Source organism: Massilia sp. UYP11 (genome assembly GCF_050434805.1).
Lineage (GTDB): Bacteria > Pseudomonadota > Gammaproteobacteria > Burkholderiales > Burkholderiaceae_D > Telluria.
On the sequence record NZ_JBNDJE010000011.1, the window covers coordinates 1 to 24890 of the forward strand.

23 protein-coding genes and 1 riboswitch are annotated in these 24890 nt (G+C 66.6%); of the genes, 6 read left to right on the top strand and 17 right to left on the bottom strand.

All coding sequences use genetic code 11. The features are described from left to right. Positions 1 to 118: 118 nt before the first annotated feature. From ABIB38_RS15335 to ABIB38_RS15350, 4 genes are all read right to left on the bottom strand, one after another. Complete coding sequence (locus tag ABIB38_RS15335; RefSeq protein WP_429205116.1) at positions 119 to 463, bottom strand: hypothetical protein; 345 nt, start codon at positions 461 to 463, stop codon at positions 119 to 121. Next, positions 460 to 1122 (bottom strand): thiol:disulfide interchange protein DsbA/DsbL, encoded by a 663-nt coding sequence (locus ABIB38_RS15340; protein WP_429205117.1) that lies wholly within the window; start codon positions 1120 to 1122, stop codon positions 460 to 462. The genes ABIB38_RS15335 and ABIB38_RS15340 overlap by 4 nt, the downstream gene beginning before the upstream one ends. Before the next feature lie 148 nt (positions 1123 to 1270). Continuing rightward, positions 1271 to 2146, bottom strand: a complete 876-nt coding sequence (locus ABIB38_RS15345) for a cobalamin-binding protein (protein WP_429205118.1) — start codon at positions 2144 to 2146, stop codon at positions 1271 to 1273. Positions 2147 to 2150: 4 nt separating this feature from the next. Further along, on the bottom strand, positions 2151 to 4139 hold the full coding sequence (locus ABIB38_RS15350) for a TonB-dependent receptor family protein (RefSeq protein WP_429205120.1): 1989 nt from the start codon (positions 4137 to 4139) through the stop codon (positions 2151 to 2153). A gap of 68 nt (positions 4140 to 4207) precedes the next feature. Then, positions 4208 to 4447: riboswitch (cobalamin riboswitch) on the bottom strand. Positions 4448 to 4534: 87 nt separating this feature from the next. Between ABIB38_RS15350 and ABIB38_RS15355 the strand changes: the two genes are divergently transcribed. Then, positions 4535 to 5362 carry a DODA-type extradiol aromatic ring-opening family dioxygenase gene (locus ABIB38_RS15355; RefSeq protein WP_429205121.1) on the top strand — a complete coding sequence of 276 codons (828 nt, stop codon included), beginning with the start codon at positions 4535 to 4537 and terminating at the stop codon, positions 5360 to 5362. A gap of 150 nt (positions 5363 to 5512) precedes the next feature. Here the strand turns inward: ABIB38_RS15355 and ylqF are convergent, their stop codons facing one another. The 4 genes from ylqF to ABIB38_RS15375 all read right to left on the bottom strand — a co-directional run bounded on the left by ylqF (position 5513) and on the right by ABIB38_RS15375 (position 9891). Continuing rightward, positions 5513 to 6460: a ribosome biogenesis GTPase YlqF gene (gene ylqF / locus ABIB38_RS15360; protein ID WP_429205123.1), complete on the bottom strand. Its 948-nt coding sequence runs from the start codon at positions 6458 to 6460 to the stop codon at positions 5513 to 5515. 297 nt (positions 6461 to 6757) lie between these two features. Beyond that, positions 6758 to 7963: a hypothetical protein gene (locus tag ABIB38_RS15365; RefSeq protein ID WP_429205124.1), complete on the bottom strand. Its 1206-nt coding sequence runs from the start codon at positions 7961 to 7963 to the stop codon at positions 6758 to 6760. A 9-nt stretch (positions 7964 to 7972) separates the two neighbouring features. Then, positions 7973 to 8872: a hypothetical protein gene (locus ABIB38_RS15370; protein ID WP_429205125.1), complete on the bottom strand. Its 900-nt coding sequence runs from the start codon at positions 8870 to 8872 to the stop codon at positions 7973 to 7975. An 86-nt stretch (positions 8873 to 8958) separates the two neighbouring features. After that, positions 8959 to 9891, bottom strand: coding sequence for a histone deacetylase family protein (locus ABIB38_RS15375; RefSeq protein ID WP_429205126.1), 933 nt, complete (start codon positions 9889 to 9891; stop codon positions 8959 to 8961). Positions 9892 to 10098: 207 nt separating this feature from the next. On the opposite strand from ABIB38_RS15375, the gene ABIB38_RS15380 reads away from it, so the two are divergent. The 5 genes from ABIB38_RS15380 to ABIB38_RS15400 all read left to right on the top strand — a co-directional run bounded on the left by ABIB38_RS15380 (position 10099) and on the right by ABIB38_RS15400 (position 15925). Then, the gene (locus ABIB38_RS15380) at positions 10099 to 11019 is read left to right on the top strand and encodes an AAA family ATPase (protein ID WP_429205127.1); all 921 of its coding nucleotides are present in this window, start codon (positions 10099 to 10101) and stop codon (positions 11017 to 11019) included. Continuing rightward, the gene (locus ABIB38_RS15385; protein ID WP_429205128.1) at positions 11019 to 12062 is read left to right on the top strand and encodes a DUF58 domain-containing protein; all 1044 of its coding nucleotides are present in this window, start codon (positions 11019 to 11021) and stop codon (positions 12060 to 12062) included. The genes ABIB38_RS15380 and ABIB38_RS15385 overlap by 1 nt, the downstream gene beginning before the upstream one ends. Further along, complete coding sequence (locus ABIB38_RS15390; RefSeq protein WP_429205129.1) at positions 12059 to 14053, top strand: transglutaminase TgpA family protein; 1995 nt, start codon at positions 12059 to 12061, stop codon at positions 14051 to 14053. Before ABIB38_RS15385 ends, ABIB38_RS15390 begins: the two co-directional genes overlap by 4 nt. After that, positions 14050 to 15135, top strand: coding sequence for a lytic murein transglycosylase B (gene mltB / locus ABIB38_RS15395; RefSeq protein WP_429205131.1), 1086 nt, complete (start codon positions 14050 to 14052; stop codon positions 15133 to 15135). Before ABIB38_RS15390 ends, mltB begins: the two co-directional genes overlap by 4 nt. Positions 15136 to 15586: 451 nt before the next feature. Then, on the top strand, positions 15587 to 15925 hold the full coding sequence (locus ABIB38_RS15400; protein WP_005669009.1) for a hypothetical protein: 339 nt from the start codon (positions 15587 to 15589) through the stop codon (positions 15923 to 15925). 231 nt (positions 15926 to 16156) lie between these two features. Here the strand turns inward: ABIB38_RS15400 and cysM are convergent, their stop codons facing one another. The 9 genes from cysM to cmk form a co-directional block, all read right to left on the bottom strand. Then, positions 16157 to 17059, bottom strand: a complete 903-nt coding sequence (gene cysM / locus ABIB38_RS15405) for a cysteine synthase CysM (protein ID WP_429205133.1) — start codon at positions 17057 to 17059, stop codon at positions 16157 to 16159. A 176-nt stretch (positions 17060 to 17235) separates the two neighbouring features. Next, positions 17236 to 18609 (bottom strand): M20/M25/M40 family metallo-hydrolase, encoded by a 1374-nt coding sequence (locus ABIB38_RS15410; RefSeq protein WP_429205134.1) that lies wholly within the window; start codon positions 18607 to 18609, stop codon positions 17236 to 17238. Between the two features lie 102 nt (positions 18610 to 18711). Continuing rightward, a complete protein-coding gene (locus tag ABIB38_RS15415) occupies positions 18712 to 19065 on the bottom strand; it encodes a ComEA family DNA-binding protein (protein WP_429205135.1) in 354 nt (117 codons plus the stop codon). 119 nt (positions 19066 to 19184) lie between these two features. Beyond that, positions 19185 to 20159 (bottom strand): D-glycero-beta-D-manno-heptose-7-phosphate kinase, encoded by a 975-nt coding sequence (rfaE1, locus tag ABIB38_RS15420; RefSeq protein ID WP_429205136.1) that lies wholly within the window; start codon positions 20157 to 20159, stop codon positions 19185 to 19187. A gap of 5 nt (positions 20160 to 20164) precedes the next feature. Continuing rightward, positions 20165 to 21340 carry a lipopolysaccharide assembly protein LapB gene (gene lapB / locus ABIB38_RS15425; protein WP_429205138.1) on the bottom strand — a complete coding sequence of 392 codons (1176 nt, stop codon included), beginning with the start codon at positions 21338 to 21340 and terminating at the stop codon, positions 20165 to 20167. A 22-nt stretch (positions 21341 to 21362) separates the two neighbouring features. Beyond that, a complete protein-coding gene (locus ABIB38_RS15430; protein ID WP_429205139.1) occupies positions 21363 to 21677 on the bottom strand; it encodes a LapA family protein in 315 nt (104 codons plus the stop codon). 155 nt (positions 21678 to 21832) lie between these two features. Next, complete coding sequence (locus ABIB38_RS15435) at positions 21833 to 22138, bottom strand: integration host factor subunit beta (RefSeq protein ID WP_005668997.1); 306 nt, start codon at positions 22136 to 22138, stop codon at positions 21833 to 21835. A 28-nt stretch (positions 22139 to 22166) separates the two neighbouring features. After that, complete coding sequence (rpsA, locus tag ABIB38_RS15440; protein ID WP_429205141.1) at positions 22167 to 23870, bottom strand: 30S ribosomal protein S1; 1704 nt, start codon at positions 23868 to 23870, stop codon at positions 22167 to 22169. A 335-nt stretch (positions 23871 to 24205) separates the two neighbouring features. Beyond that, on the bottom strand, positions 24206 to 24868 hold the full coding sequence (cmk, locus tag ABIB38_RS15445; RefSeq protein ID WP_429205142.1) for a (d)CMP kinase: 663 nt from the start codon (positions 24866 to 24868) through the stop codon (positions 24206 to 24208). Between the last annotated feature and the right edge of the window lie 22 nt (positions 24869 to 24890).

Consider the following 24890-nt stretch of genomic DNA (forward strand, 5'->3'; position numbering starts at 1 on the left):
GGGCAGGCGCTGGCGCCGTGCGCGGGCACGGCGTGAAACCGGCCCCGGTGAAGCAGGAATCCAGCAGCGAGCAGGTTTAGGCAATTTCGACCAGCTTTGCGGAAGTCTGGAGGAACGGTTACTTCCTGGTATCGATCCGGCCGTCGTGATCGGGCCGGGCGCGCACATGGGTCACGCCGTACCAGAGATGCTCCCACCAATGATCGCGCGAGCGCACGGTCAGCAGGCACTTCTTGTCGAACCCCTCCTTGAACACCTGGTCAGGACAGAGATTCGATGCCATCGCATGGCGCTGGTTTTCGGCATTGACGAGCGCAATGCCGAACCAGATGGTGGTCAGGACAAAGACCAGCGCGAGCGACCACGCGATGTGATTCACGTTACTGGTCTCGAACAAGTTTTCCTCTTTGGGCCGGGACCCTTCGTACATCTTGAGGATCTCGCCTTCGACTTTCTCGGTCATTTTTCCTTGGCTGCCTTCGCCACCAGTGCGTCCAGGACCTGGCCGGTCGCGTTCATCAGCTGGCCCATGTCCTGGATCTTGTTGGATTGCGCCACCGTCGCCGGCGACACGACGTATTTGCCGTCGATGACGACGGTCGGGGTGCTGCTGGCCTTGTACGCTTCGGCGATCTGCGGCAGGCGCTTGAGCTTGGTCTGCACGCCGAACGAGTTCCACGCTTCCAGGAATTTCGCCTTGTCCAGGCCGTTCGCGGTGGCCCAGGCGATGATGTCGTCATCCTTCATCAGGCGCTTGCGCTCGACGTGCACGGCGCGGAACACGCGATGATGGTACTGCTCCAGCTTGCCCATGGCGTCGAGCGTCAGGAACAGGCGGGCTTCGGGATCGCTGGCGCCCTGGAACGGCAGCGGGATGCGGCGCATCACGATGTTGTCGCCCTGCTTCTTGACCCAGTTCACCAGGGTCGGCTCGAACGCGTTGCAGGCGCCGCAGTGGTAGGCGAAGAACTCGACCACTTCGACCTTCTTGCCCACGGTCTGGGTCGGCTGCGGGTTCGCGAGCACGGTGTATTCGGCGCCAACGCGCGGATCGGTTGGCGAAGCATTGGCGAAACCGGCGACCAGGGCAGCGGCAACGAGGGCGAAACGCAGGGTGCGCATAAAATCCTTCCGAAAGAATGAACGAACGACCGCGAGATTACCACTTTTTGTCAATTCCCTGTCCTGGGAGCGCAATTTTTTGCATTTGCTTACGCCTGAAACAGCCGTGTGGTGATTGTCAATCCATGCCGGCGGCGTCGTCAAGTCGTCAAGGGCGGCGCCCGCGCGCCTGTTCGAGCAGCGCGCAGATACGGGCGGCGCCCTCGGCCGTGCGCGGCCCCGCCCGGCTGGTCAGGTCGCCATCGATCTCGAACAGGTTGCCACGTTTGACCGCCGTCATGCCCTTGTAGGGTTGCCAGATCTTCCAGCCGGGATTCGTGGGATCGTCGCGCTTGCCGACCAGGATGACTTCGGGATCGGCTTCGATCACCGCCTCGACGCCAACCTCGGGCGCGATCGTCTTTTGCGCGCCGAACAGGTTGCGGCCGCCGCACAGGCGCAGGATGTCGCTGGCGACATGGTCGTCGTTGAGGGTGTACAGCGGACGGTCCCACACCTGGTAGAACACACCGACCGGCGGCCGCCCGGCGTAGCGCGTCCTGAGCGCCGCGATGCGCGCCCCGTAGTCGTGCGCCGCGCGCCGGGCCGCGGGCTCGGTGCCGAGCAGCCGGCCCAGGCGCAGCAGGTTGTCGCCGACCTGCTCCAGCCGGCTCGGCTCGCTGTAATAGACGGGAATCCCCAGCCGCGCCAGCTGCTCGACCTGGCGCGTCGGGTTGCCGCTATGCCAGACCACCAGCAGGTCGGGCTTCAGCGCCAGCACGCGCTCGACGTCGATCCTGTCGTAGCTGCCGACCAGCGGCAGCTTGTTGGCCGCCGCGGGATAGTCGCTGTAGTTCACGGCGCCGACCACGCGCGCGCCGCCGCCGGCCGCGAACAGCAGCTCGGTGACGTGGGGCGCCATCGAGATCACCCGCTGGGCCGGCCGCGCCAGCGTGACCGTGCGCCCGGCGTCGTCGACGACGGCGATCGCCGCGAGCGCGTTGACTGACGTTGCGGCCAGCACGGCCGCCAGCGCGGACTTCATGGCTTCAGAAGTCGAAGCGCAGCGACAGTTTCAGCTGGCGGCCGTCGCTCGGATAGATGCCGGCGCGGCAGCTGTAGGCCTGGCTGTAGTACTGGCGGTCGGCCAGGTTCAGGCCCGACACCGCCACTTCCCACGGGCCGAAGCGGCGCGCATAGCGGGCGTCGATCGTGGTGAACGACGGCATGCGGGTGCTGCAGCCGTTGGTGAAGTCGTTGCCGTAGCGCTGGCTGTCGACCCAATGGGCGCCGATGTCGGCGCTCTGGCCGTCGCCCGGCGTCCAGGCCAGGCGCGCGGTGACGACATGCCTGGGCACCAGCACCATCTCGCGGCCGGCGTTGGGGCCGTCGCGGAACTCGGCCTGCACGTATTGCCACGCGCCGGTCAGGCGCCAGGCCTTGGCGAAGATCGCCTGCCCTTCCAGCTCCACGCCCTGGCGCCGGGTCGGATCCAGGTTGGTGTTGGCGCCGAAGCCGATGGTCGGGTCGAAGAAGATCTCGTCCGTCAGGCGGTGGCGGAACACGCGCGCCGTCGCCTTGCGTGCCTCAGTGCCGGCGCTGACGCCCAGTTCCAGGTCGCGCGAGGTTTGCGGCTCCAGCACGTCCAGGGTCGAACGGTAGGCGTTCTCGTCGATGTTGGCGATGCGGTAGCTGCGGCCGGCCTTGGCGAACACGGTCACGCGTGGCATCACGTCGATGCTGCCTTCCACGGTCCAGGCGTTGAGCGACTGCCTGCGGTGCTCGCCCACGACCGGCGGGAAGGCCAGCGGGTCGCTGTAGTCCTTCTCGAAGCGCTCGTGGCGAGCGCCGACCGCCAGGCGGGCGTTGTGCGGCGCGTTCCAACGCAGTTCGTCGCGCAGGTAAAACGCTGTCGCGTCCTGGCGCGCGGCGCCGGCCGAGAAATCGGCGCTGACGTCGCGCTCCCAGCGGATCAGGTCGATGCCGGTGACAAACTCGTTGCGCTTGCCGCCGAGGTCGACGGTGTGGCGCAGGCGCGGCGAGAACTGGGTCTGCTCGGATTCGTAGATCGATGCCGAGGTACCGAAGAAAGGGGACACATAGGTCGACGCAACCTCGCGCTCGCGGTGCGACAGCTCGGCCGCCAGCTCGAAGGCGCCGACACGGTGCTCGACGAACGCGGTCAGGCGATCGGTGTCGAGCGAGCCGAAATCATCCGGCGTATTGCTCTGGGTCGGAATGGCCAGGAACTGCGCTTCGGTCAGCGAACCCGGCAGGCGCGAGTCGGACCGCGCGCTCTCGAAACGCAGGCCGGCGCGGCCATTCGGCGCATAGGCGAACTGCACGCCGCCGCTGAAGCTGGTCTGCTCGTAGCGGTTGTTGTCGCGGTAGTTATCGGTGCGGCGGTCGCTTACTGCGGCGTCGAACGACCATGGGCCGGCGCCGTGGGTGACCGACGCGCGCAGGTCGCGGTGGTCGAAGCGGCCGGCTTCGACGAACAGCGAGCCCGAAGTGCCATCCTTGCCGGCGCCGCGGCGGGTGACTATGTTGATCACGCCGCCGGTGGCGCCGTCGCCGTACAGCACGCTGCTGCCGCCGCGCGTGATCTCGATGCGCTCGACCGTGTCCACGGGAATGGTCGACAGCACCGTGTGCGCCAGCTCGTTCTCGTTCAGGCGCACGCCGTCGACCAGCACCACCGTGTTCTGGGCGCTGTTGGTGCCGAAGCCGCGCAGGTCGAGGCCGAAGTCGGGCGAGCCGTCCAGGCTCTGGCGGCCGAACACGCCGCCGATCTTGCGGATCGCGGCATTGACGTCAAGGGCGCCGGCGCTGCGGATCTGCTCGGCGGTGATGACGCTGGCGCCGATCGGCGTGGCCTGGGCCGGAAAGCGCGGGCCGGTGATGAGGACCGAAGGGATCGTGTGCTGGGCGGTTTCCTGGACGCTGTCCTGTGCTGCGGCCTGGGTGGCGAGGGCGGACAGGGCGACAGCGCAAGCCAGTGCGAGTGGCGCGCGGCGCGGTGCGGCTGCAAAAATCATGATGAATGTGTTCTCGATAAAAGGCACCGGCCTGCTTCCCCGCAGCCCGGAGTCAACGGAAACGCATGGCGCTTCCACCTGCTTTGGCCGGTATCCGGGCTGGCAAGCATGGCGGCCTCACCTTCCTGCGCGGCATGCACAGTGGTTGTCGAGAATGCCTGCCGCGCTGCAAATGCAGGCGCGGCGCTTGTTGACCGTTGCGGGGGCAGCACACTTCCATGGCGGCGCGTGGCGCGGCCATGTCGTGTTTCCCGTTTAACTTCGCGCGCCTGGAAGCGCGCGAGAGCACCAAAACGGGGCGATTATACCTTGACAAGATGCAGCCTGACCGGCCGCCGGCAGCTTGCTGCGGGATCGGCTACCATCGTTGTTTTCATGCTTCAGAAGGAACGGCCATGGCGCGTTTACCCACCTATTTCGTTTCGCACGGCGGCGGCCCCTGGCCGTGGATGCGCGAGCAGTACGGTTCGGCCTATGACCAGCTGGCCGCCTCGCTGGCCGCGCTACGCGCCGAGGCCGAAGGAAAGGCCCACGACGCCGTGCGCGCGGTGCTGGTCGTGAGTTCGCACTGGGAGACGCCGCAGTTCATGGTGTCGTCCGGCACGGCGCCCGGCATGATCTACGACTACGGCGGGTTCCCGCCGCACACCTACCAGGTCAAGTATCCGGCCCCGGGCGAGCCGGCGCTGGCGCGGCGCGTGGCTGACCTGCTCGAGGCCGCGGGTCACCCGGCCGCGCTGGACGCCGAACGCGGCTTCGACCATGGCACGTTCTCGATGCTGTACCCGGTCTATCCGGAAGCGCGCATGCCGGTGGTGCAGTTGTCGATCCGGCGCGACCTGGATCCGGCCGCGCACCTGGCGGCGGGCCGCGCGCTGGCGCCGCTGCGCGACGAGGGAATCCTGATCATCGGCAGCGGGCTGTCGTACCACAACCTGCGCCAGTTCGGGCCGAACGGGCGGGAGGCGTCACGCGCCTTCGATGGCTGGTTGCAGCACGCGCTGCTCGAACTCGATCCTGCCCAACGCGAACAGGCCATGCTGCGCTGGGAGGCGGCGCCGATGGCACGGGCGGCGCACCCGCGCGAGGAACACCTGATCCCGCTGATGGTGGCGCTGGGGGCGGCCGAACAGGAGGCGGCGGCCTGCGTCTATCATGAAGACGCGTTCATGGGGAATTTGACGGTGTCGAGTTTCAGGTTCGGGGCGGCGCCGCAGGCTTGAACAATTTGCTGCGGCTCCAGCACGTCGTACCCGCGGAGGCTGGTATCCAAGTACTGTCGGCGCCGTCGAAACGCTAGCAAACTTAGGTACCCGCCTTCGCGGGTACGACGGGTTTGGGCCAACGATGAAAACCGCGGCCCTGGGGCGGCCTTAGGTCCCGCGCTTGCCGCGCGCCGCTTCGTCGGCCTTTGCGGCCGCCTTCTCGGCCGCGATGCGGGCCTTCTCGGCCACCTCGGCCTGATGCTGGGCCAGGCTGGCCGCGCGCGACTCGGGCGTCTCGAGGCTGATGCGGCCCAGCGCACCCTGGCGGTAATCCTGCAAGAGCGTATGCGCCGCCTTTTCGTAATCAAAATCGCCGCCGCGCACGCGGAAACCACGGCGCTGGGCCACGCCTTCGATCACGGCCACGCCGTCCATGCCCTCGGTCTTGAAGCCGTAGCGCGCCGTGAGTAGTTGCGGATAGCGCTGCAGCAGCAGGTCGCCCAGGTATTCGGCCACTTCTTCCTCGACCAGCGCATTGGTGCCGATCGCGTGGCTGGCGGCCAGCATCAGGCCGTCGCTGGCCATGGCGATCTTTGGCCACAGCATGCCGGGGGTGTCGACCAGCACCACGTTCTTGTTCAGGTACAGGCGCTGCTGGGTCTTGGTCACGGCCGGCTCGTCGCCCACCTTGGCCACGCGCTTTTTCAATAGCGCGTTCATCAGCGTCGATTTGCCGACGTTCGGGATGCCCATGATCATGATGCGCAGCGGCTTGGTCGGCACGCCGCGGTGCGGCGCCAGCGACAGGGCCAGGTCCGGGATGCGGGCGACATCGGCCGGCTTCTTGGTCGTCATCGGATAGGCGGTCACGCCTTCCTGGGCATCGTAATAGGCTTTCCAGGCGGCAGTCGCGTTCGGGTCGGCCAGGTCGATCTTGTTCAATATCTTCAGGCAAGGGCGCTGACGAAACTTGCGCAGCTCTTCCACCAGCGGGTTGCAGCTCGCCTCGGGCAGGCGCGCATCGAGGACCTCGATCACCAGATCGATGTTTTCCATCTGCTCGGCCGCTTCCCGCTTGGCCGCGTTCATGTGGCCAGGGAACCATTGAATAGACATACTATTGCTCTCTTAATCTTTCGTCCAAGGCGCTATTTTACGCTGTGCGTCGACATAAACGGTGACACAACCGGTGCGGCGCCGCCACAACGCCGCTTTCCATCGCGCCCGCCGTTGAGCTAATGCAACACGGATGACCTATTCCACGCGCACACTGCCCTCTTGCCTGAACACGACGGAGACGGACATGCGTACACGGGAAAAACTGAAGCGGTCGCCGGCACGCTGGTATGGCGTGCTGATGCTGTGCGGCGCCATCATGGTGTCGGCGCTGGTCGAGCGCTTGCCCCTGCTTCCCTACTGATCCGTCCGGCCCTGCGCATCCGCTCTGCAGTCGGCCGGCGGCAGCGGCGCCTGCGGATCGACGCGCGCCAGCCGCGCCCTGGCCGCGGCGCGGTCCTTCGCATACTCGGCCAGGTAGCGGCTGCGCTCCTCGCTCTGCCACTCGGTATCCGGCACGCCGTCCAGCGAACGGGTGCGGCTGGCAAAGACCTTTCCCTCCAGGCGCGGCAACAGCAGGCGGTCGGGGTCAAGATTCTCGCGCAGCAGATAGCCTTCGACGTCGCGCAGCAGCAGCGGCAGGCGCGGCGCGCCGTCGTGCAGCAGCTTGCCGTGCACCCTGAGCAGCACCTGCTGCGCGCCCTGCCCCAGCACCTCGTTGAAGGTGGCCAGCGCGAATGGCCGGCCGTCCGCATCGTCGACGCGGCCCGTGACCACGTAGCGCCCGGGCAGGCGCACGTCCAGCGGCAGCGCGAACTGCAGCGCGCCGCCGTCGATCGCCTCGCGCGGCGCGGCGCTCCAGCTGGCCGGCGACTGCGGCGAGTAGATGACGTCGAACAGCACGAAGCCTTCGCGGCCGCCGGCCTGGTAGCGCACCTCGAGCCGGATGGTGCCGTGAAAGCCGGCCAGCGCCGTCTGCGCCGGCGCGAATGTCCCGCTCCAGGCGCCGCCCTCGTCGGCGAACGGCACGGCGACCCGCGGCGCCGCACGGCTCTGCCCATAGGTCATGCCCTGGGCCAGCGCGCGGGTGACGACCAGCGGCAGCGGCTGGCCGCCCGCGTCCAGCGCGCGCAGCGAGAAGCGGCCCTCTTCGCCGGCCGCCAGGTAGACCCGCGACTGCGCGCTCTGCAGCTGGATCTCGGGATGGCTGTCGCCGCCCTCGGCCCGCATCGGATTGGTCTCGAGCAGCGGCTGGTTGGGGTACAGCTGGTCGGGATGGTGGCCGGCCGGCCGCGACTCGTGCGGATAGCGCGAATGCGCCAGGTAGCTGCAATAGGTGTGGTCGGTCAGGCGCACCTGCTCGACCAGCTGGCGCCGGCGCGCGGCCTGCTCTGCCTGCGGGGGCGCGGCCGGCGGCGCGGCGATGGACGGGGCGGACGGCGTGGCCGGCGCGGACGGCGCCGCGTCGGACCCCGCCTCGCCGCGGTCCACCAGGACCATCAGCCCCAGGCCGATGCAGGCCGCCACGCCCGCCGCGGCCGGCCAGCGCCAACGCCGCTCCATGCCGGCCCCCTAGTTGGCGGTATTGACCATGGCCTCGCGCACGACCCCGATGATGCCCTCCCAGTTGCCGTCGCCATAGTGGTCGACGCTTTCGCGGTCGTCGCGGAAGGCCACCGAGTGCCAGCTCCACTTGACGCTGCCGCCCTGGTTCGGTTCGGTGCCATAGCGCAGGTCGTCGCAGAACCAGTCGCCCGGATTGCAGAGCGAGCGCCCGGAATTGCCGGCCGCGCCGCCGCTGCTGTGGTAGGCCACGACCTCGTCGTCCTGGCCCGGCAGCAGGAACGAGTACAGGGTGCCGCGCGCGCCGGCGTAGCGGTAGAACCAGATGTTGCGGGTGTCGTTGTGGTTGTACATCGCGCGCGCCGTGCCGGTGCGCAGGTCTTGCACCAGCGGCTCGGAGGTGGTCCAGGCGCCGGCATTGGCAATCTCGGAGCCGCCCGCGGCGCCCGACGCCACCCTGACCCACTTGATGTTCCAGCCGCCCTGCACGCCGCCCGCGTCGCCGCAGACGCCGGCCGCATTCGGCGTGGCGTTCTTGATGCCGCGCGTGGTGCCGCCGAAGTTGGCCAGGGTGTACCCCAGCAGCAGCTCGCCCGCGCTGTAGGCCGCGATATAGCACCAGTTCTGGCCGGTGCAGAAGCAGTCGAGCGCGTCGCGCACGCGCACGCTCTGCGACGAGATGCTGCTGTAGCCGTCCCAGTTGACGGCCTTCTTGTTGACGCCGGCAGGTGTGGTGTCCGGCCCCCAGTAGCGGAAGTCGGCGTAATTGCCGGGCGTGCCGCCGCTGGTGCGGCCGTTGATCCAGAGGGTGTAATTGGCGGCATGCGCGCCCGCGACCTCGGCCAATCCCGCAGCCGCCAGCAGGCAGAGCGCACACAGGGTGTGCTTCTTGTTCGTCTTGTTGTTCACGGTGGACTCCTCCAAGCCCGGCATGCGCCGGTCATGGGTTAGTGCGTGAAATGCGCCGCTGAGTTCCGTGAAGCGGCGCCGACACCTTATTCGAGGTCGGCCATCACCTTCAGGTGCGCCACCACGCTGCGCCCCAGCGCCGACAGGTCGTAGCCGCCTTCCAGGCAACTCACCACGCGCCCGCCGGCGTGTTCCTTGGCCACCGCCATGATCTGGCGCGTGATCCAGGCATAGTCGGCTTCCACCAGGCCCATGCCGCCCATGTCGTCGTCGCGGTGGCCGTCGAAGCCGGCCGAGATGAAGATCATCTGCGGCTTGAAGGCGTGCAGCGCCGGCAGCCAGTGCTCCTGCACCAGCGCGCGCACCGCGTCGCCGGCGCAGTGCGCGGGCACCGGCAGGTTGACGCGGTTGGCCGTGACCGGTTCGACCTCGCTGTAGGGATAGAAGGGATGCTGGAAGAAGCTGGCCATCAGCACGCGCGGCTCGTCGCGGAAGGCGTCGGCGGTGCCGTTGCCGTGGTGGACGTCGAAGTCGACGATGGCCACGCGGTCCAATCCGTGGGCCTCGAGCGCGTGCCGCGCCGCGATCGCGACATTGTTGAACAGGCAAAACCCCATCGGCTCGGTCGGCGTGGCATGGTGGCCGGGCGGGCGCACCGAGCAGAAGGCGTTCGAGACGCTGCCCTTGATGACGTCGTCGGTGGCGGCCACCGCGGCGCCGGCCGCGCGCAGTGCCGCCCGGTAGCTGTAATGACAGAGCGAGGTGTCTCCGTCGAGCGGGTAATAGTCGCCGGGCGTGGCCGGCACGTGGTCGCGCACCAGCGCCAGCGCCCCTGGCGTATGGTTGCGCAGCACCTGCTCGAGCTCGGCGAGCGGCGCGCTGCGCTGCTCGATCAGTCCGTCCAGCCGGGCCAGGATCAGCTGGTCGTCGATCGCCTGCAGGCGGGCCGGGGATTCGGGGTGCCAGTTGCCCATTTCATGCTGCAGGCAGTCCGGGTGGCTGTAAATCGCTGTACTCATGGTGCTCTCGTCTCCGACTATGCTCATCCATTCACACCCTGCGCCGCCGTTCTCGCATAGAATCCTCTGGAACGGCTGGCGGTCGCCAGGGCATGAAGCTTGCCAATGGCGCTAATCTACCACGGCAAGCCGCGGCCCCGCTCGGCCGGCGCCATGGGCGCCCACCGAACGGCGCATCGACCGCATCGACCAACCCACGGAAAATCCATGTTCAATCAACTGCACGCCGCCGCACGCCAGGTCAACCAAGTCGTGGTCGGCAAGGAGCAGCAGGTGCGCCTGGCCCTGACCTGCCTGCTGGCCGGCGGCCACCTGCTGCTGGACGACCTGCCGGGCGTGGGCAAGACCACCCTGGCGCATGCGCTGGCGATCTCGCTCGGCCTGCGCTTCAACCGGGTCCAGTTCACCAGCGACCTGTTGCCGGCCGACGTGGCCGGCATTTCAGTCTACGAGCGCGACAAGAGCGAGTTCGTGTTCCATCCGGGCCCGATCTTTACCCAGGTGCTGCTGGCCGACGAGATCAACCGCGCCACGCCCAAGACCCAGTCCGGCCTGCTCGAGGCGATGGAAGAACGCCAGGTGTCGGCCGACGGCGTCACGCGGCCGCTGCCCGAGCCGTTCTTCGTGATCGCGACCCAGAACCCGGCCAACCAGGTCGGCGTGTTCCCGCTGCCCGAATCGCAGCTCGACCGCTTCCTGATGTGCCTGAGCCTGGGCTACCCGGACGCCGCCGCCGAGCGCGCGCTGTTGATGGGAGAAGACCGGCGCAGCATGCTGAAAACACTCCAGCCGGCCATGCTGCCCGAGGAGCTGGCGCAGGCCCGGCGCCAGCTGCGCGAGATCCACGCGTCAAGCAACCTGGTCACCTATGTGCAGGCGCTGGCCCATGCGTCGCGCCAGAATGGCCTGTTCGCCGAAGGCCTGTCGCCGCGCGCCGCGATCGCCCTGCTGCAGGCCGGGCGCGCCTGGGCCGCGCTGGAAGGCCGCGACCACGTGATCCCGGAAGACATCCAGGCCGTGCTGGTGCCGGTCTGCGCGCACCGCCTGCGGCCCCTGCGCGCCGCCCACGGCACCGCGCTGGCCAGCCGCGACCTGGTGCTGCAGTTGCAGAAGGCGGTGCCGGTCTGATGGCGCAGGCGCTGCAGAAGGCCGGGGGGCTGCGCGCCCGGCTGCGCCGCGCGACCGGCGCCTGGCTGCCGCGCGCCGGCAGGCTGGACGCCGGCGAGGTGGTGCTCAGGCAGCGCCGCGTGTTCATCGTGCCGAGCCGGGCCGGCCTGGGTTTCGCCGTGCTGCTGGCGGTGCTGCTGATCGGCTCGGTCAATTACGCGCTGGGCCTGGGCTTCGCCCTGACCTTTCTCGCGCTGTCGTGCGCGCTGGTCGACATGGTCGCCACCTACCGCAACCTGGCGCACCTGGCCCTGCAGCAGGGCCGGATCGCGCCCGTGTTCGCCGGCCAGGAAGCCCAGTTCGAGCTGCAGGTCTTCAACCGCACGCGCCTGGCGCGCTACGCCGTGCGGGCCGACTTTGCCGACGCCGCCAATGTCGACGATATGCGCCACGTGGCCGACATCGCGCCCGGCGCCCACGCGATCCTGGCCCTGTCGGTGCCGACCCTGCGGCGCGGCTGGCTGGCGCCGGCCCGGGTCAGGCTGTCGACGCGCTTTCCGCTCGGCCTGTTCACCGCCTGGAGCTACTGGCGCCCGGCCGCGCGCGCCCTGGTCTATCCGCGCCCCGAGGACGGCGCGCCAAGCCTGCCGCTGGGCGGGGGCAGCGGCAGCAGCCTGCGCGCCGCCGGCCACGACGATTTCGCCGGCGTGCGCAACTACCAGGCGGGCGACTCGCCGCGCCAGCTGGCATGGCGCCAGATCGCCCGGCTCGATCCGCAATTCGGCGGCGCCTTGGTGTCGAAGCATTTCGAGGGTGGCGGTGGCGACGAGCTGGTGCTCGACTTCGACGCCCTGCCCGCCACGCTCGACCTCGAGCTGCGCCTGTCGCGCCTGACGCGCTGGGTGCTGGAGGCGGAAAGCCGCGCCCTGCCCTATGCCTTCCGCCTCGGCGCGCTGCGCTTGCCCGCCGCCCTGGGCGCTGCGCACCAGGCGGCCTGCCTGCGCGCGCTGGCGCTCCATGGGATGAACGAGGGGCTCGCGCACGACAACGGGGGCGCGCCATGAAGCTGTTCGCCACCCCGCTCACCCGCGACAAGGCCGACACCCTGCTGCTGCTGGGCAGCGCGGTGCTGGTGCTGGCGCCGCATACCCTGCACCTGCCGCTGTGGGTCTCGCTGCTGTGCGGCGCCACCCTGGCCTGGCGCGCCGCGATCACCCTGCGCGGCAAGCGCATGCCGCCGGCCCTGGTGCTGCTGCCGGTGGCGGTGGCCGCGATGGCCGGCGTGCAGTTCAGCTACGAGACCCTGCTCGGAAAAGATGCCGGGGTGGCGATGCTGGTCCTGCTGGTCGCCTTCAAGATGCTCGAGATGCATGCGCGGCGCGACCTGTTCGTCGTGATCTTCCTGTGCTTCTTCCTGGTGCTGACCAATTTCTTCTATTCGCAGGGCATCGGCACCGCCCTGCTGACGGTGGCCTCGGTGCTGCTCCTGCTGGCCACGCAGCTGTCTTTCCAGTTCGCAGACAGGGTGCCGCCGCTGCGCACCCGCCTGGCGATGGCCGGCCGCATGCTGGCCTTCGCCCTGCCGATCGCGGTCGTGCTGTTCGTGGTCTTCCCGCGCATCCACGGCCCGCTGTGGACCATGCCGGGCGATGGCGGCGGCGGTTCGCGCTCCGGCCTGTCCGACACGATGGCGCCGGGCCAGATGTCGAACCTGGCCTTGTCCGAGGAGACGGCCTTCCGCGTGCGCTTCCTGACGCCGCCCCCGGCGCAGAACCAGCTCTACTGGCGCGGCCCGGTGCTCGATTTCTTCGACGGCCTGACCTGGTCGCGCGGCGCCAGCCAGGCCTCCGGCCGCGACCTGCACCTGGCGGTGCGCGGCGACGCGGTCGACTACGAGGTGACGCTGGAACCCTCGCAGTCGCGCTGGGTGTTTACGCTGGAGATGCCGGGCGAGCTGCCGCAGGTGGCGGGCCACGGACTACGCCTCTCGCCGCAGTTCGAGCTGACGGCGAACGACGTGCTCTCGACCCGGGTGCGCTATCGCGCCAGCTCGCATCTGCAATTCGCGTTGCAGGGCGGGCCGGCCCTGGACGACGCCGGGCGCTGGCTGCTGCTGCCGTATGGCTTCAACCCGCGCGCGCTGGCCGCCGGGCGCGCGCTGCGCCGGCTTCCCGATCCGGCGCAACGGGTCGAAGCCGTGCTGGCGCAGTTCCGCGAGCAACCGTTCGAATACACGCTGGCGCCGCCGCTGCTGGGCCGGCATACGGTCGACGAATTCCTGTACGCCACCCGCTCCGGCTTTTGCGAACACTATTCGGGGGCCTTCGTGTTCCTGATGCGCGCGGCCGGCGTGCCGGCGCGGGTGGTGACCGGCTACCAGGGCGGCGAGATCAATCCGCTCGACGGCTTCATGACGGTGCGCCAGTCCGATGCCCATGCCTGGGCCGAGGTCTGGATCGCGGGGATCGGCTGGCAGCGGATCGACCCGACCGCGGCGGTGGCGCCCGAGCGCGTGCGGCGCGGCCTGGACGCCTCGGTGCCGCGCCCGGCCCCGTTCGGCATCGAGGCGCTGCGCGGCATGAATCCGTTCCAGGGCGGCGCCAATGCCTGGCTGGCCCAGCTGCGCAACGCCGTCGGCGCCGTCAACAATGGCTGGAACCAGTGGGTGCTCAACTATACGCCGGAGCGCCAGCGCGACGTCGTGCGCGACTTGCAGCGATCACTGTCCGGCTGGCCTTTTATCGCTCTGCTAACGTCCATTGCCCTCGGCATCGCCTTGCTGGTCTTTTTGCGCCGCCGCCGGGAAATCCACCCGGTCGATGCTCTATACTCGACCCTGTGCAAGCGTCTCGGCCAGCTGGGCCTGGCGCGCGCGCACGACGAAGGACCGAGCGCCTACGCGGCGCGGGTCGCCGGCGACAGCCGGCTGGCGCCCCACGCGCGCGCGGCGGCGCAGGAATTCCTGCACCGTTACAGCGCCTGGCGCTACGCGCCCCCGTCCACCGATCCCCGGCTTACCGCCACCTTGAAACGCTTATTGTCGCAAGTCAGATGAAATCGATAGCAATCCTGTTTTCCGCGCTCGCGCTTGCCGCCGGCGCGCATGGCGATGCCCTCGCCGCCCCCCAGACCACCGCAACGCAAGCCGCCATCACGCTGGCGGCCGACCAGGACCCGGAACACGTGAACTTCGTCGAATGGTTGCCGGTGCGTGAGTTTATTGAAGAAATGGTTACGCACCACGGTTTCGAGCGCGAGGCGCTGCGCACCCTGTTCGGCCAGGTCCGTTTCATCGACCGCGCCGTGCAGCTGGTCAAGCCGGCGCCGCCGGGCAAGCCGAAAAACTGGCAAGCCTACAGCGCGCGCTTCATCGAGCCGATCCGCATCCGCGCCGGCGTGCGCTTCTGGAACGAGAACGCCGACGCGCTGGCGCGCGCCGAGGCGGCCTATGGCGTGCCGGCCGAGATCATCGTCGGCATCATCGGCATCGAGACCATTTATGGCCGCGATACCGGCACCTTCCGCGTGCTGGACAGCCTGACCACCCTCGCCTTCGCCTATCCGGAAGCGCCGAACCAGGCCGCGCGCAAGGCGTTCTTCCGCGAGGAGCTGGCCAATACCCTGGTGCTGGCGCGCGAGCGCGGCTACGAGCCTTTCTCGCTGCTGGGCTCGTTTGCCGGCGCGGTCGGGATGCCGCAGTTCATGCCCAGCAATATTCTCAAATACGGCGTCGACTTCGACAGCGACGGCCGGGTCGACCTGCGCGGTTCGGCGACCGATGCGATCGGCAGCGTGGCCAATTTCCTGGTCCAGCATGGCTGGAATGCCGAGCACCGCGGCCCCACCGTGTACGCGGCCGACGTCTCGCCGACGCGCGCCTGGGAAGGCTTGCTCGGGCGCGGCCTGAGCGCCACCCTGCGCCCGGCGGAACTGCGCGAGGCGGGCGTGGTGACGGGAACGACGCTGCCGGGCGACCGCCTGTATGGGCTGATCGACCTGCAGAACGGCGCCGAGGCAACGGAATACTGGGTGGCTAACGATAACTTCTATGCCATTACCAAATACAATCGTAGTTATTTCTATGCCATGTCGGTTGTCGACCTGGGACGCGCGGTCAAGGCGGCACGGCCCGGCTGAGTCTTTCCGAACGGGAAACTTTGTAATCTTTTGTAACAGGTTTCCCGCTTTCTTCTTCCGTTGTGCGTAGGCATTCTCCTACATACCCCCAGGGGTATCCGCCGCCAACATTGTTGTGTCGGTTACAAAAATGGCATGCGTGGCAACATACCCCCCTGTTTCTTTCCAATTCGTCAGCAAATATCGTACCGTGCGGCATCAAGTGCTGGATGCCCGTACACTAATAATTAAATAAAAAACAATATATTTCTGCGGTGACTTTGTGAGAGAATTGCATTGCGGCTATTGTTGCATTGAGACAACGACATCCGAGGTGAGAGAACAATTCCGACTTGCTCATGAGTATCGGAATAAAAATAGTTGTACAATTGAATAGAAAATTACGAAATTAAACTTCCGGAATCGAACGCCGCCAGCGACTCCGTTTCAACCCCAGATAGGAATTTGAATCATGACTAACCAAGTCGGCATTGATATGAACAGCGATTCGGAAGGCGACGAGCTGCTCCAGTACAACCCGAACCGCCTTCTCGACACCCTGATCGAGAACCTGCGCCTGAAGAACGACGCAGCCCTGTCGCGCGCCCTCGAAGTCGCCCCGCCGGTGATCTCGAAGATCCGCCACCACCGCCTTCCGGTCGGCGCTTCGCTGCTGATCCGCATGCACGAAGTGAGCGACCTGTCGATCCGCGACCTGCGCTACCTGATGGGCGACCGCCGTGCGAAGTTCCGCATCAGCGACAAGCAGTTCAAGCCGAAGGAAGGCGCGGTTCCGGCAGCGAAGGACTGAGAAGCCGCACGGCGCCGCCAGGCGCCCGGGTTTCTCGCTGCAGGGAACAGGCGGCGCCTTGCGCGCCGCCGGATCAGTAGTGCGTACGCCCGCGCGGGCGTACGAGCCGCCGCATTGGCGGACGACCGGTTATCGTCGGCGACACGCCCGTCGAACGGTCTATGCAGTCCCAGCGACTGATACAACGAGGCCGCCTGTGACCCAGGCGGCCTTTTTCATTGCGCGGCGCCGTCAGGCGGGAAAGACGCCGGTCGACAGGTAGCGGTCGCCGCGGTCGCACACCACGAACACGATGGTCGCGTTTTCCACGGTCTGGGCGATGCGCAGCGCCACTTCGCAGGCGCCGGCGGCCGAGATGCCGCAGAAGATGCCCTCCTCGGCCGCCAGCCGACGCGCCATCTGTTCGGCCGAGGCCTGGTTCACGCTCTCGACCTGGTCGACGCGCGCCGCCTCGAAGATCTTCGGCAGGTAGGCTTCGGGCCATTTGCGGATACCCGGGATCGACGAGCCTTCTTCGGGCTGGGCGCCGATGATGCGGACGGCCTCGTTCTGTTCCTTCAGGTAGCGCGACACGCCCATGATGGTGCCGGTGGTGCCCATGGCGCTGACGAAGTGCGTGATGCGGCCTTCGGTGTCGCGCCAGATTTCGGGACCGGTGGTCTCGTAGTGCGCGCGCGGATTGTCGAAGTTGGCGAACTGGTCGAGGATGATGCCCTGGCCGCCCTGGCGCATCTGCTCGGCCATGTCGCGCGCGTATTCCATGCCGCCCGACTTCGGCGTCAGGATGATTTGCGCGCCATACGCGGCCATGCTCTGGCGGCGCTCGACCGACAGGTTGTCGGGCATCAGGAGGATCATCTTGTAGCCGAGGATCGCGGCCGCCATCGCCAGCGCGATGCCGGTATTGCCGCTGGTGGCTTCGATCAGCGTGTCGCCCGGCTTGATCTGGCCGCGCTGCTCCGCGCCGCGCAGCATCGACATGGCGGCGCGGTCCTTCACCGAGCCGGCCGGGTTATTGCCTTCCAGCTTGCCCAGGATGATGTTGTTGCGGGCCGCGATGTCGGCGCCAGGCAGGCGCTGCAGCTGCACGAGCGGCGTATTGCCGATCGTGGCTTCGATGGTCTTGTAAGCCATTGCTTTCTCTATTCCTTGCGAAACCAAAGTGTCATTTTAATCCGAGAAGCAATACGACGTCGGGAGCGGCTCCGCTCCCGCGCCGCATGATCTGGCTGCCAACCCTAGCGGCACCGCTCCCGTGCCGAATGATCTGGCTGCCAACCATCACCGCGTCGGCGGCGTAGCCGCCAACCCTACCGCAGCGGCAAGGGATAAGTGGCCGGGCTGACGTTGCCGTCCTTGTCGACCGCCTGCACGCCGAAGAACACATTGTCCTTCGACAGGTCGACTGTCGCCTCGGTGACGTTGCCGACCCACTTCGAACCTTCCCAGGCCGCAGCGGTGGTGTCGCGCCACACGAGGCGGTAGCCGGCCAGGTCGGGTTCAGGACTGGCCTTCCACACCAGGGTCGAATCGTTGGTCAGACCCGCGGTGCGCAGCCTGACCTCCTGCGGCGCGCCCGGCGCCAGCGCCAGCGACGCCATGGCGGCGCCATTGACGCGGGTCACGTTGGCGACATAACGGAAGTCGACGTGCTCGAGCGTGTCGCCATACGCCTTGCCGTTCTCGGTGCGCAGGTCCTGGTGCTGGTGGTCGAAGTTCTCGGCCGGTTCGGTAAAGCGCAGCGCGGCGTAGCCCTGCTCCAGGAACGGCATGTGGTCGCCGCCGCGCAGGTAGCGGTCGTGGCGCTGGATGACGCTGACCTTGAAGCCCTTCACGTAGCGCTCGCCCTGCTCCTTGGTGTGGCGCGCGAGCTGGCGCGAGATCGAATCGTTCTCGCCGCCGGTAGCCACCAGCTGGCGCACGGCCTCGCTCATTTCCTTGGTCGCCGGGATGCTCTGGGCGAACAGGCGCACCGACTTGTCGTCGACCTTGCCGTCGTCGCCGCGCGAGCTGCCGATGATGTCGTTGGTGAACATGCCGGCCACGTTCCAGCCCTTTTCGCGCGCCTGGGTCGCCCAGTGGCGCGCACCGATCAGGCCCTGCTCCTCGGCCGCGACGGCCATGAACACGAGCGTGGCATCGAACTTGTACTTGGCCATCACGCACGCCAGTTCCATGATGGCGGCGGTGCCCGAGGCGTCGTCGTTGGCGCCCGGCGCGTCCGACGTGAAGTCCATCACGTCCGAGGCGCGCGAATCGTAGTGGCCGCTGACCACATACAGGCGGTCCTTCGAGGCGGCCTGCGTGCCCGGCAGGGTCGCGACCACGTTGACGATCTCGGTCGGTTTCGAGATGCGGCTTGACACCGGCGCCATGTGGCTGTCGAAGGCCACCTGCAGCGGCGTGCCGGCGCCGCAGCGCTCGAGCTCGGCCTTGATCCAGCGCCGCGCGGCGCCAATGCCGCGCGTCTCGGATGCGGTTTCCGACATCGTGTGGCGGGTGCCGAAGCTGACCAGCTTGCGGATATGGCTTTCGATGCGCTGTTGCGAAATTTCGCCCAGGATCTTGTTGATTTGCGCTTGCTGGGCGGTGATGTTCGGCTGGGCCGGGGTGGCGGCACAGGCGCCGGCCGAAGCGGCCAGCAGGGCCGCCAGCAAGGCGGTGGAAACACGGGCGTGAGGCATGGTGTCCTTTTCTGGTATGGATGTGCAAGCTGTAACAGTTGAGCTTGCACATCTTGCCACGCGCCCGCGCGGATGTCAGTCAATACATGGCGTCGAGCGGTATTACGTCGTGGCTATGGCAGCCGCCTTGGCGTCGGCGCTCTGGCTCGGCTTGGCGTCGTTCGCGGCAGGCTTGGGCGCGGCGCCGTCCTTGCCCTTGCCGTTGACCACCAGGCCGGCCTCGGACAGCTTGGCCGCCTTCTTGTCGCCCAGGCCCTTGACGCGTCCCTGCAGGTCGGCCCAGTCCTTGAATTCGCCCTTGGCGCGTTCGTCCAGGATGGCCTTGGACATGCTCGGCCCCACGCCCTTCACGCCATCGAGCGCCACGGCGTCGGCCTTGTTGACGTCCACCTGGGCGAAGGCCAGGCCGGTCGAGACGACCAGCGCGGCGACCGCGAGCATCAGATTCTTGATCATTGCATGTTCTCCGTAAGTTGGATACGCCCGACGGCGGCGCCGCCGGCGTTCACTTAGACGGATGACCCCGGCTATCGTTGGGGTCAGCGGACTGAGCGCGATCAAGTCAGGCGCGGTTTCTAGCCGAACAGCTCCTCGCGGGTCACGGTCGCCGTGCCCAGCTTGCCGACCACGATGCCGCCGGCGCGGTTGGCCGTCACAAGGGCCTCGGCCAGCGGCGCCCCGGCGCCGAGCATGGTGGCCAGGGTGGCGATCACGGTGTCGCCCGCGCCCGAGACGTCGAACACCTCGCGCGCGTCGGCGTGCACGTGCAGCACCTCGTCCTTCGTGAACAGGCTCATGCCCTCTTCGGAGCGGGTCAGCAGCAGTGCGTCCAGGCTCAGCTCTTCGCGCAGCTTCTGCGCTTTCTCGAGCAATTGTTCTTCGGTTTTCCAGCCACCCACCACGCGCTGCAGCTCGGAGCGGTTCGGGGTCAGGATGCTCGCGCCGCGATACGGCGTGAAGTCGTCGCCCTTCGGATCGACCAGCACGATCTTGCCGGCGGCGCGGGCCAGCGCGATCATCTCGGCCACATTGACCAGGGCGCCCTTGTTGTAGTCGGACAGGAGGATCACGTCGTAGTCGGGCAGCAGCGCCTTGAACTGACTGAGCTTGTCGCGCAGCACGTTCTCGGTCGGCGCATCCTCGAAGTCGATGCGCACCATCTGCTGCTGGCGGCCGATTACGCGCAGCTTGATGATGGTCGAGATCGCCTCGTCACGCTTCAGGTAGCTGTGAATGCCGCCATCCTGCAGCAATTGCTCCATCTGGTCGCCCGCCTCGTCGGCGCCGGCCACGCCCAGGAGGCCCGTGTGGGCGCCGAGGGCGGCGGCGTTGCGCGCCACGTTGGCGGCGCCGCCCAGGCGCTCCTCGCGCTTCTCGATGCGCACCACCGGCACCGGGGCCTCGGGAGAGATCCGGGAAACGTCGCCGAACCAGTAGCGGTCAAGCATGACGTCGCCCACCACCAGCAGGCGCACGGTAGACAGTTGCGGGGCCGCCTGCCGGCGGAAGTCGTCGGCCGCCAGCAGGCGGCTCGGGGTCGGGTTGTCCATGGTGCTCAGTTCATGACGTTCAGTTCTTCGGTGCGGCGCGGCGGGTAGGAATCCCAGCGGTTGCACCCCGGGCAGTGCCAGTAGAACTGGCGCGCCTTGAAGCCGCAGTGGCTGCACTGGTAGCGCGCCAGCTTCTGGGTATAGCGCTGCACCAGGTTCTTGACCATCGACAGCTCTTCCCAGATATTCGCCGGCGCATCCATCAGCCGCGCTTCCAGCAGTTTATCCAGGCCCAGCAGGGTTGGATTGCGGCGCAGCTCCTCGACCACCAGTTCCTTGGCCGCCTGCACGCCATCGAGCTCGATGACGGCCTTGAACACGACTTCGATCAGGTCGATCGACGACGCCTCGGCCAGGTAGGACTTGAGCAGGTTGACGCCTTCCTGCGGGCGGCCCACCTTGCGGTAGCCGTCCATCAGGCGGGCGGCCACCAGGGCCACGTGCGGCACGCTCTGCTGCTCGACGCGGCGCCAGGTCTTGAGCGCCTCTTCGACGTCGCCCTGGGCCAGCTGCGCGTCGCCGCGCAGGATGGTGGCGCGCACGCTGTGGCGGTCGGCTTCCAGGGCCTTGTCGAGCAATTGCATGGCGTCGCTCGGCGCCGTGTGCACCAGCGCGTCCTGGGCCAGTTCGCAATAGAACTGGGCAATTTCCTTCTGGCGCGATCCGGCGCCCGACTCCTGCAGGCCTTCGGCCGCCACGATGGCGCGCCGCCATTCCTTCTCGCGCTGGTAGATCTCGAGCAGCGAGCGGCGCGCCTTGACCGCATACGAGGTGTCGACCAGCTGGTGGAAGGTTTCCTCGGCCCGGTCCAGCAGGCCGGCCTTCAGGTAGTCGATCCCGAGCTCGTACTGCGCATGCGCCTTGTCCTCGGGCGGCAGGTCGGGCCGCGCCAGCAGGTTCTGGTGCACCCGGATCGCGCGCTCGGTTTCGCCGCGGCGGCGGAACAGGTTACCGAGGGCAAAATGCATGTCGGCCGATTCGGGGTCGAGCTTGACGATCTCGATGAAGGAATCGATGGCTTTATCCGGCTGGTCGTTCAGCAGGTGGTTGAGGCCCTTGAAATAGCCGCGCGGCAAAGTACGCGATTCGGAGACCAGCTCGTTGATGTCGACCCGGGCGGCAAGCCAGCCGAGGCCAAAAAAGAATGGGATGCCAAGCAGCATCCAGAGTTCAAATTCCATGGATTTCTTGTTTTGTTATTGTTCAGGGCCGGGGCGCCGGCGGGGTCACGCTGTCCGGCGCCGGCGGCGCGGTGCCGGTGCCGGCGGCGCTTTGCAGGGACTGGATGGTGATCTTGTGCAGCCACTTCTCGCGGCGCTGGCGGAACACGGTCGGGGTCAGCGCCAGGATGCCGAGGGCGGCGCCGGCAACGAAAAAGGCCAGCAGCATGAGCACCAGCGGGCCGCGCAATTCGTATTGCAGGAAGAAGTGCAGGTCGACTTCCTGGGTGTTCTTCAGGGCAAAGCCGAAGAAGAGGATGAACAGGACGATACCGACGATGGTCGAGACGAATTTCATCAGCAGGTTCCGCTGGAGAATGGTGTGAGGGCGAAGTGTCGCATACTCGTCATGATATTTCAAAATGACACCGGGCGTTGGCTTGGCGGCGACTGGCGGCAGGCGAAAAAAAACGGCACCCTCGCGGATGCCGTTTTTCGGGACTGCCCGACGACTCAATCGTTGATGATCGGCTGCCCGACCATCGCATCCACCCGCTCGCGCAACTGCTTGCCCGGCTTGAAGTGCGGCACCCGCTTTTCAGGCACCATCACCTTGTCGCCGGACTTCGGATTGCGTCCGATGCGCGGGGGGCGGCTGTTGAGCGAGAAGCTGCCGAAACCACGGATCTCGATGCGCTGCCCGGTCGCCAGGGCGTTGGTCATCGCATCGAGGATGGTCTTGACAGCGAACTCCGCATCCTTCGCCACCAGCTGGGAATAACGCTCAGCCAGACGGTTGATCAGCTCGGATTTGGTCATCTGCCGCTCCAGTCAGGGGTTAGCCTGATTAGTTTTTGTTGTCGAACTTGGCTTTGAGCAGCGCGCCCAGGCTGGTGGTGCCCGTAGCTGCGCTGTTGTCGTTGGCCAGTTTGCTCATTGCTTCTTGGGTGTCAACATTGTCTTTTGCCTTGATCGACAGCTGGATGCTGCGAGCCTTGCGATCGATGTTGATGACCAGGGCTTCGACGCTGTCGCCCACTTTCAGGTGGGTGCCGGCATCTTCCACGCGGTCACGTGCGATTTCCGAAGCGCGCAGGTAGCCTTCGACTTCTTCACTCAGAGCGATGACGGCGCCTTTTGGCTCAACCGATTTCACGGTGCCGGTGACCAGGGTGCCCTTGTCGTTCCGCGAAGCGAAGTTGTTGAACGGGTCGCCTTCCAGCTGCTTCACGCCCAGCGAAACACGCTCGCGCTCGACGTCGATTGCCAGGACCACGGCTTCCAGCTCGTCGCCCTTCTTGAAGCGACGCACGGCTTCTTCGCCGGCTTCGGTCCAGGACAGGTCCGACAGGTGGACCAGGCCATCGATGTTGCCTGGCAGGCCGATGAAGACGCCGAAGTCGGTGATCGACTTGATCGAACCCTTGACCTTGTCGCCCTTCTTGTGGGTCATGCCGAAGTCGTCCCATGGGTTCGCCTTGCACTGCTTCATGCCCAGCGAGATACGGCGACGCTCTTCGTCGATTTCCAGGACCATGACTTCCACTTCGTCGCCCAGCTGGACAACCTTGTTTGGCGCCACGTTCTTGTTGGTCCAGTCCATTTCCGACACGTGGACCAGGCCTTCGATGCCTTGTTCCACTTCGACGAACGCGCCGTAGTCGGTCAGGTTGGTGACTTTACCGAACAGGCGGGTGCCTTGTGGGTAACGACGCGACAGACCGGTCCATGGATCGTCGCCCAGTTGCTTGACGCCCAGCGAAACGCGGTTCTTTTCCTGATCGTACTTGAGGACCTTGGCGGTGATCTCTTGGCCAACCGACAGGACTTCCGACGGGTGACGCACACGACGCCATGCCAGGTCGGTGATGTGCAGCAGGCCGTCGATGCCGCCCAGGTCGACGAACGCACCGTAGTCGGTGATGTTCTTGACGACGCCGGTGACCACGGTGCCTTCTTTCAGGGTTTCCATCAGCTTCTGGCGCTCTTCGCCCATCGATGCTTCGATGACGGCGCGGCGCGACAGCACGACGTTGTTACGCTTGCGGTCCAGCTTGATGACCTTGAATTCGAGGGTCTTGCCTTCGAATGGGGTGGTGTCCTTGACTGGACGGGTGTCAACCAGCGAACCCGGCAGGAAGGCGCGGATGCCATTGGTCAGGACGGTCAGGCCGCCTTTGACTTTACCGTTGACGGTACCGGTGACGATTTCGCCCGATTCCATCGCTTTTTCCAGTGCCAGCCACGACGCCAGGCGCTTGGCCTTGTCGCGCGACAGGATGGTGTCGCCGAAGCCGTTTTCCAGCGACTCGATAGCCACGGAAACGAAATCGCCGATCTGAACTTCCAGTTCGCCCTGGTCGTTCTTGAATTCTTCAACCGGGATGAACGCTTCCGACTTCAGGCCGGCGTTGACGATCACGAAGTTGTGATCCAGGCGCACGACTTCAGCCGAAATGACTTCGCCCGAACGCATGTCTTGGCGTTGCAGCGATTCCTCGAAGAGGGCTGCGAAGCTTTCCATACCGGTATCTTGAGTTGCAGTAGACATAAAAGGAGTGATATTTCATGTTAACCAGCAGGCCGACAATATGCGGACTGAACTGGGTTAGGGTTAAAACACGCCTGCAACATAAAAGCGCGTTGCAGACACCAAAGGACGGCGGCCCTGGCCGACGACACCGTTAAACGGCGCCACCAGCCCAAAGACCGTCGCCCCCCGCGAAGGCTGGAACCCAAGTTTACTTGCCTACCACGGCGATGACTCGAGCCAACGGTATGCATCGAACTGTGATTCCCGCCTGCGCGGGAATGACGTTTTGATGCCAACGGCTTACGCCGAAAGCATCGATACGCCATTCAAAGTCTTTAAAAAACTCTTCTTGATTACTTTTGCGCGTACCAAGCCAACACTTGGTCCACTGCCTGATCCACACCCATCTCGGACGTGTCCAGCAGATGCGCATCGCTTGCCGGGGCCAGGGGAGCGACCGCACGATTGGTGTCGCGCTCGTCCCTCGCCTGCAAATCTGCCAGGAGGTCGTTCATATTAGCAGAAAACCCTTTGTCAATCAATTGCTTATACCGGCGTTGCGCACGCGCCTCAACACTTGCGGTCAAGAACACCTTCAGCTTGGCGGTGGGGAAGATCACGGTGCCCATATCGCGCCCGTCGGCCACCAGGCCCGGCGTCTGGCGAAAGCCCAGTTGCAGCCCGAACAGCGCCTGGCGTACGGCCGGCAGCGCCGCGATCCTGGACGCCATATTGCCCACCTCCTCGGCCCGGATCGCGTGCGTCACGTCTTCGTGCGCCAGGTAGATATGCTCTCCCTGGAACCGCGCCGGCAGGTGCTCGGCCAGCTTGGCGATCGCGTGCTCGTCGCGCGGCTCGACCCCGCGCCGCAGCGCCTGCAGCGCCGTCAGGCGGTACAGCGCGCCCGAGTCGAGCAAATGGAAGCTCAGGCGCTCGGCGACCCGGCTGGCGACCGTTCCCTTGCCGGAGGCGGTGGGGCCGTCGATGGTGATGACTGGAACGTGAGAGTTGGGCATAGGCTCGTAGGGTGGGCGGGTC

Bases quoted from the DNA above. Each gene is read 5' to 3' on its own strand.
- ABIB38_RS15335 (WP_429205116.1), bottom strand. From the start codon at position 463: ATGACCGAGAAAGTCGAAGGCGAGATCCTCAAGATGTACGAAGGGTCC.
- ABIB38_RS15340 (WP_429205117.1), bottom strand. From the start codon at position 1,122: ATGCGCACCCTGCGTTTCGCCCTCGTTGCCGCTGCCCTGGTCGCCGGT.
- ABIB38_RS15345 (WP_429205118.1), bottom strand. From the start codon at position 2,146: ATGAAGTCCGCGCTGGCGGCCGTGCTGGCCGCAACGTCAGTCAACGCG.
- ABIB38_RS15350 (WP_429205120.1), bottom strand. From the start codon at position 4,139: ATGATTTTTGCAGCCGCACCGCGCCGCGCGCCACTCGCACTGGCTTGC.
- ABIB38_RS15355 (WP_429205121.1), top strand. From the start codon at position 4,535: ATGGCGCGTTTACCCACCTATTTCGTTTCGCACGGCGGCGGCCCCTGG.
- ylqF (WP_429205123.1), bottom strand. From the start codon at position 6,460: ATGTCTATTCAATGGTTCCCTGGCCACATGAACGCGGCCAAGCGGGAA.
- ABIB38_RS15365 (WP_429205124.1), bottom strand. From the start codon at position 7,963: ATGGAGCGGCGTTGGCGCTGGCCGGCCGCGGCGGGCGTGGCGGCCTGC.
- ABIB38_RS15375 (WP_429205126.1), bottom strand. From the start codon at position 9,891: ATGAGTACAGCGATTTACAGCCACCCGGACTGCCTGCAGCATGAAATG.
- ABIB38_RS15380 (WP_429205127.1), top strand. From the start codon at position 10,099: ATGTTCAATCAACTGCACGCCGCCGCACGCCAGGTCAACCAAGTCGTG.
- ABIB38_RS15385 (WP_429205128.1), top strand. From the start codon at position 11,019: ATGGCGCAGGCGCTGCAGAAGGCCGGGGGGCTGCGCGCCCGGCTGCGC.
- ABIB38_RS15390 (WP_429205129.1), top strand. From the start codon at position 12,059: ATGAAGCTGTTCGCCACCCCGCTCACCCGCGACAAGGCCGACACCCTG.
- mltB (WP_429205131.1), top strand. From the start codon at position 14,050: ATGAAATCGATAGCAATCCTGTTTTCCGCGCTCGCGCTTGCCGCCGGC.
- ABIB38_RS15400 (WP_005669009.1), top strand. From the start codon at position 15,587: ATGACTAACCAAGTCGGCATTGATATGAACAGCGATTCGGAAGGCGAC.
- cysM (WP_429205133.1), bottom strand. From the start codon at position 17,059: ATGGCTTACAAGACCATCGAAGCCACGATCGGCAATACGCCGCTCGTG.
- ABIB38_RS15410 (WP_429205134.1), bottom strand. From the start codon at position 18,609: ATGCCTCACGCCCGTGTTTCCACCGCCTTGCTGGCGGCCCTGCTGGCC.
- ABIB38_RS15415 (WP_429205135.1), bottom strand. From the start codon at position 19,065: ATGATCAAGAATCTGATGCTCGCGGTCGCCGCGCTGGTCGTCTCGACC.
- rfaE1 (WP_429205136.1), bottom strand. From the start codon at position 20,159: ATGGACAACCCGACCCCGAGCCGCCTGCTGGCGGCCGACGACTTCCGC.
- lapB (WP_429205138.1), bottom strand. From the start codon at position 21,340: ATGGAATTTGAACTCTGGATGCTGCTTGGCATCCCATTCTTTTTTGGC.
- ABIB38_RS15430 (WP_429205139.1), bottom strand. From the start codon at position 21,677: ATGAAATTCGTCTCGACCATCGTCGGTATCGTCCTGTTCATCCTCTTC.
- ABIB38_RS15435 (WP_005668997.1), bottom strand. From the start codon at position 22,138: ATGACCAAATCCGAGCTGATCAACCGTCTGGCTGAGCGTTATTCCCAG.
- rpsA (WP_429205141.1), bottom strand. From the start codon at position 23,870: ATGTCTACTGCAACTCAAGATACCGGTATGGAAAGCTTCGCAGCCCTC.
- cmk (WP_429205142.1), bottom strand. From the start codon at position 24,868: ATGCCCAACTCTCACGTTCCAGTCATCACCATCGACGGCCCCACCGCC.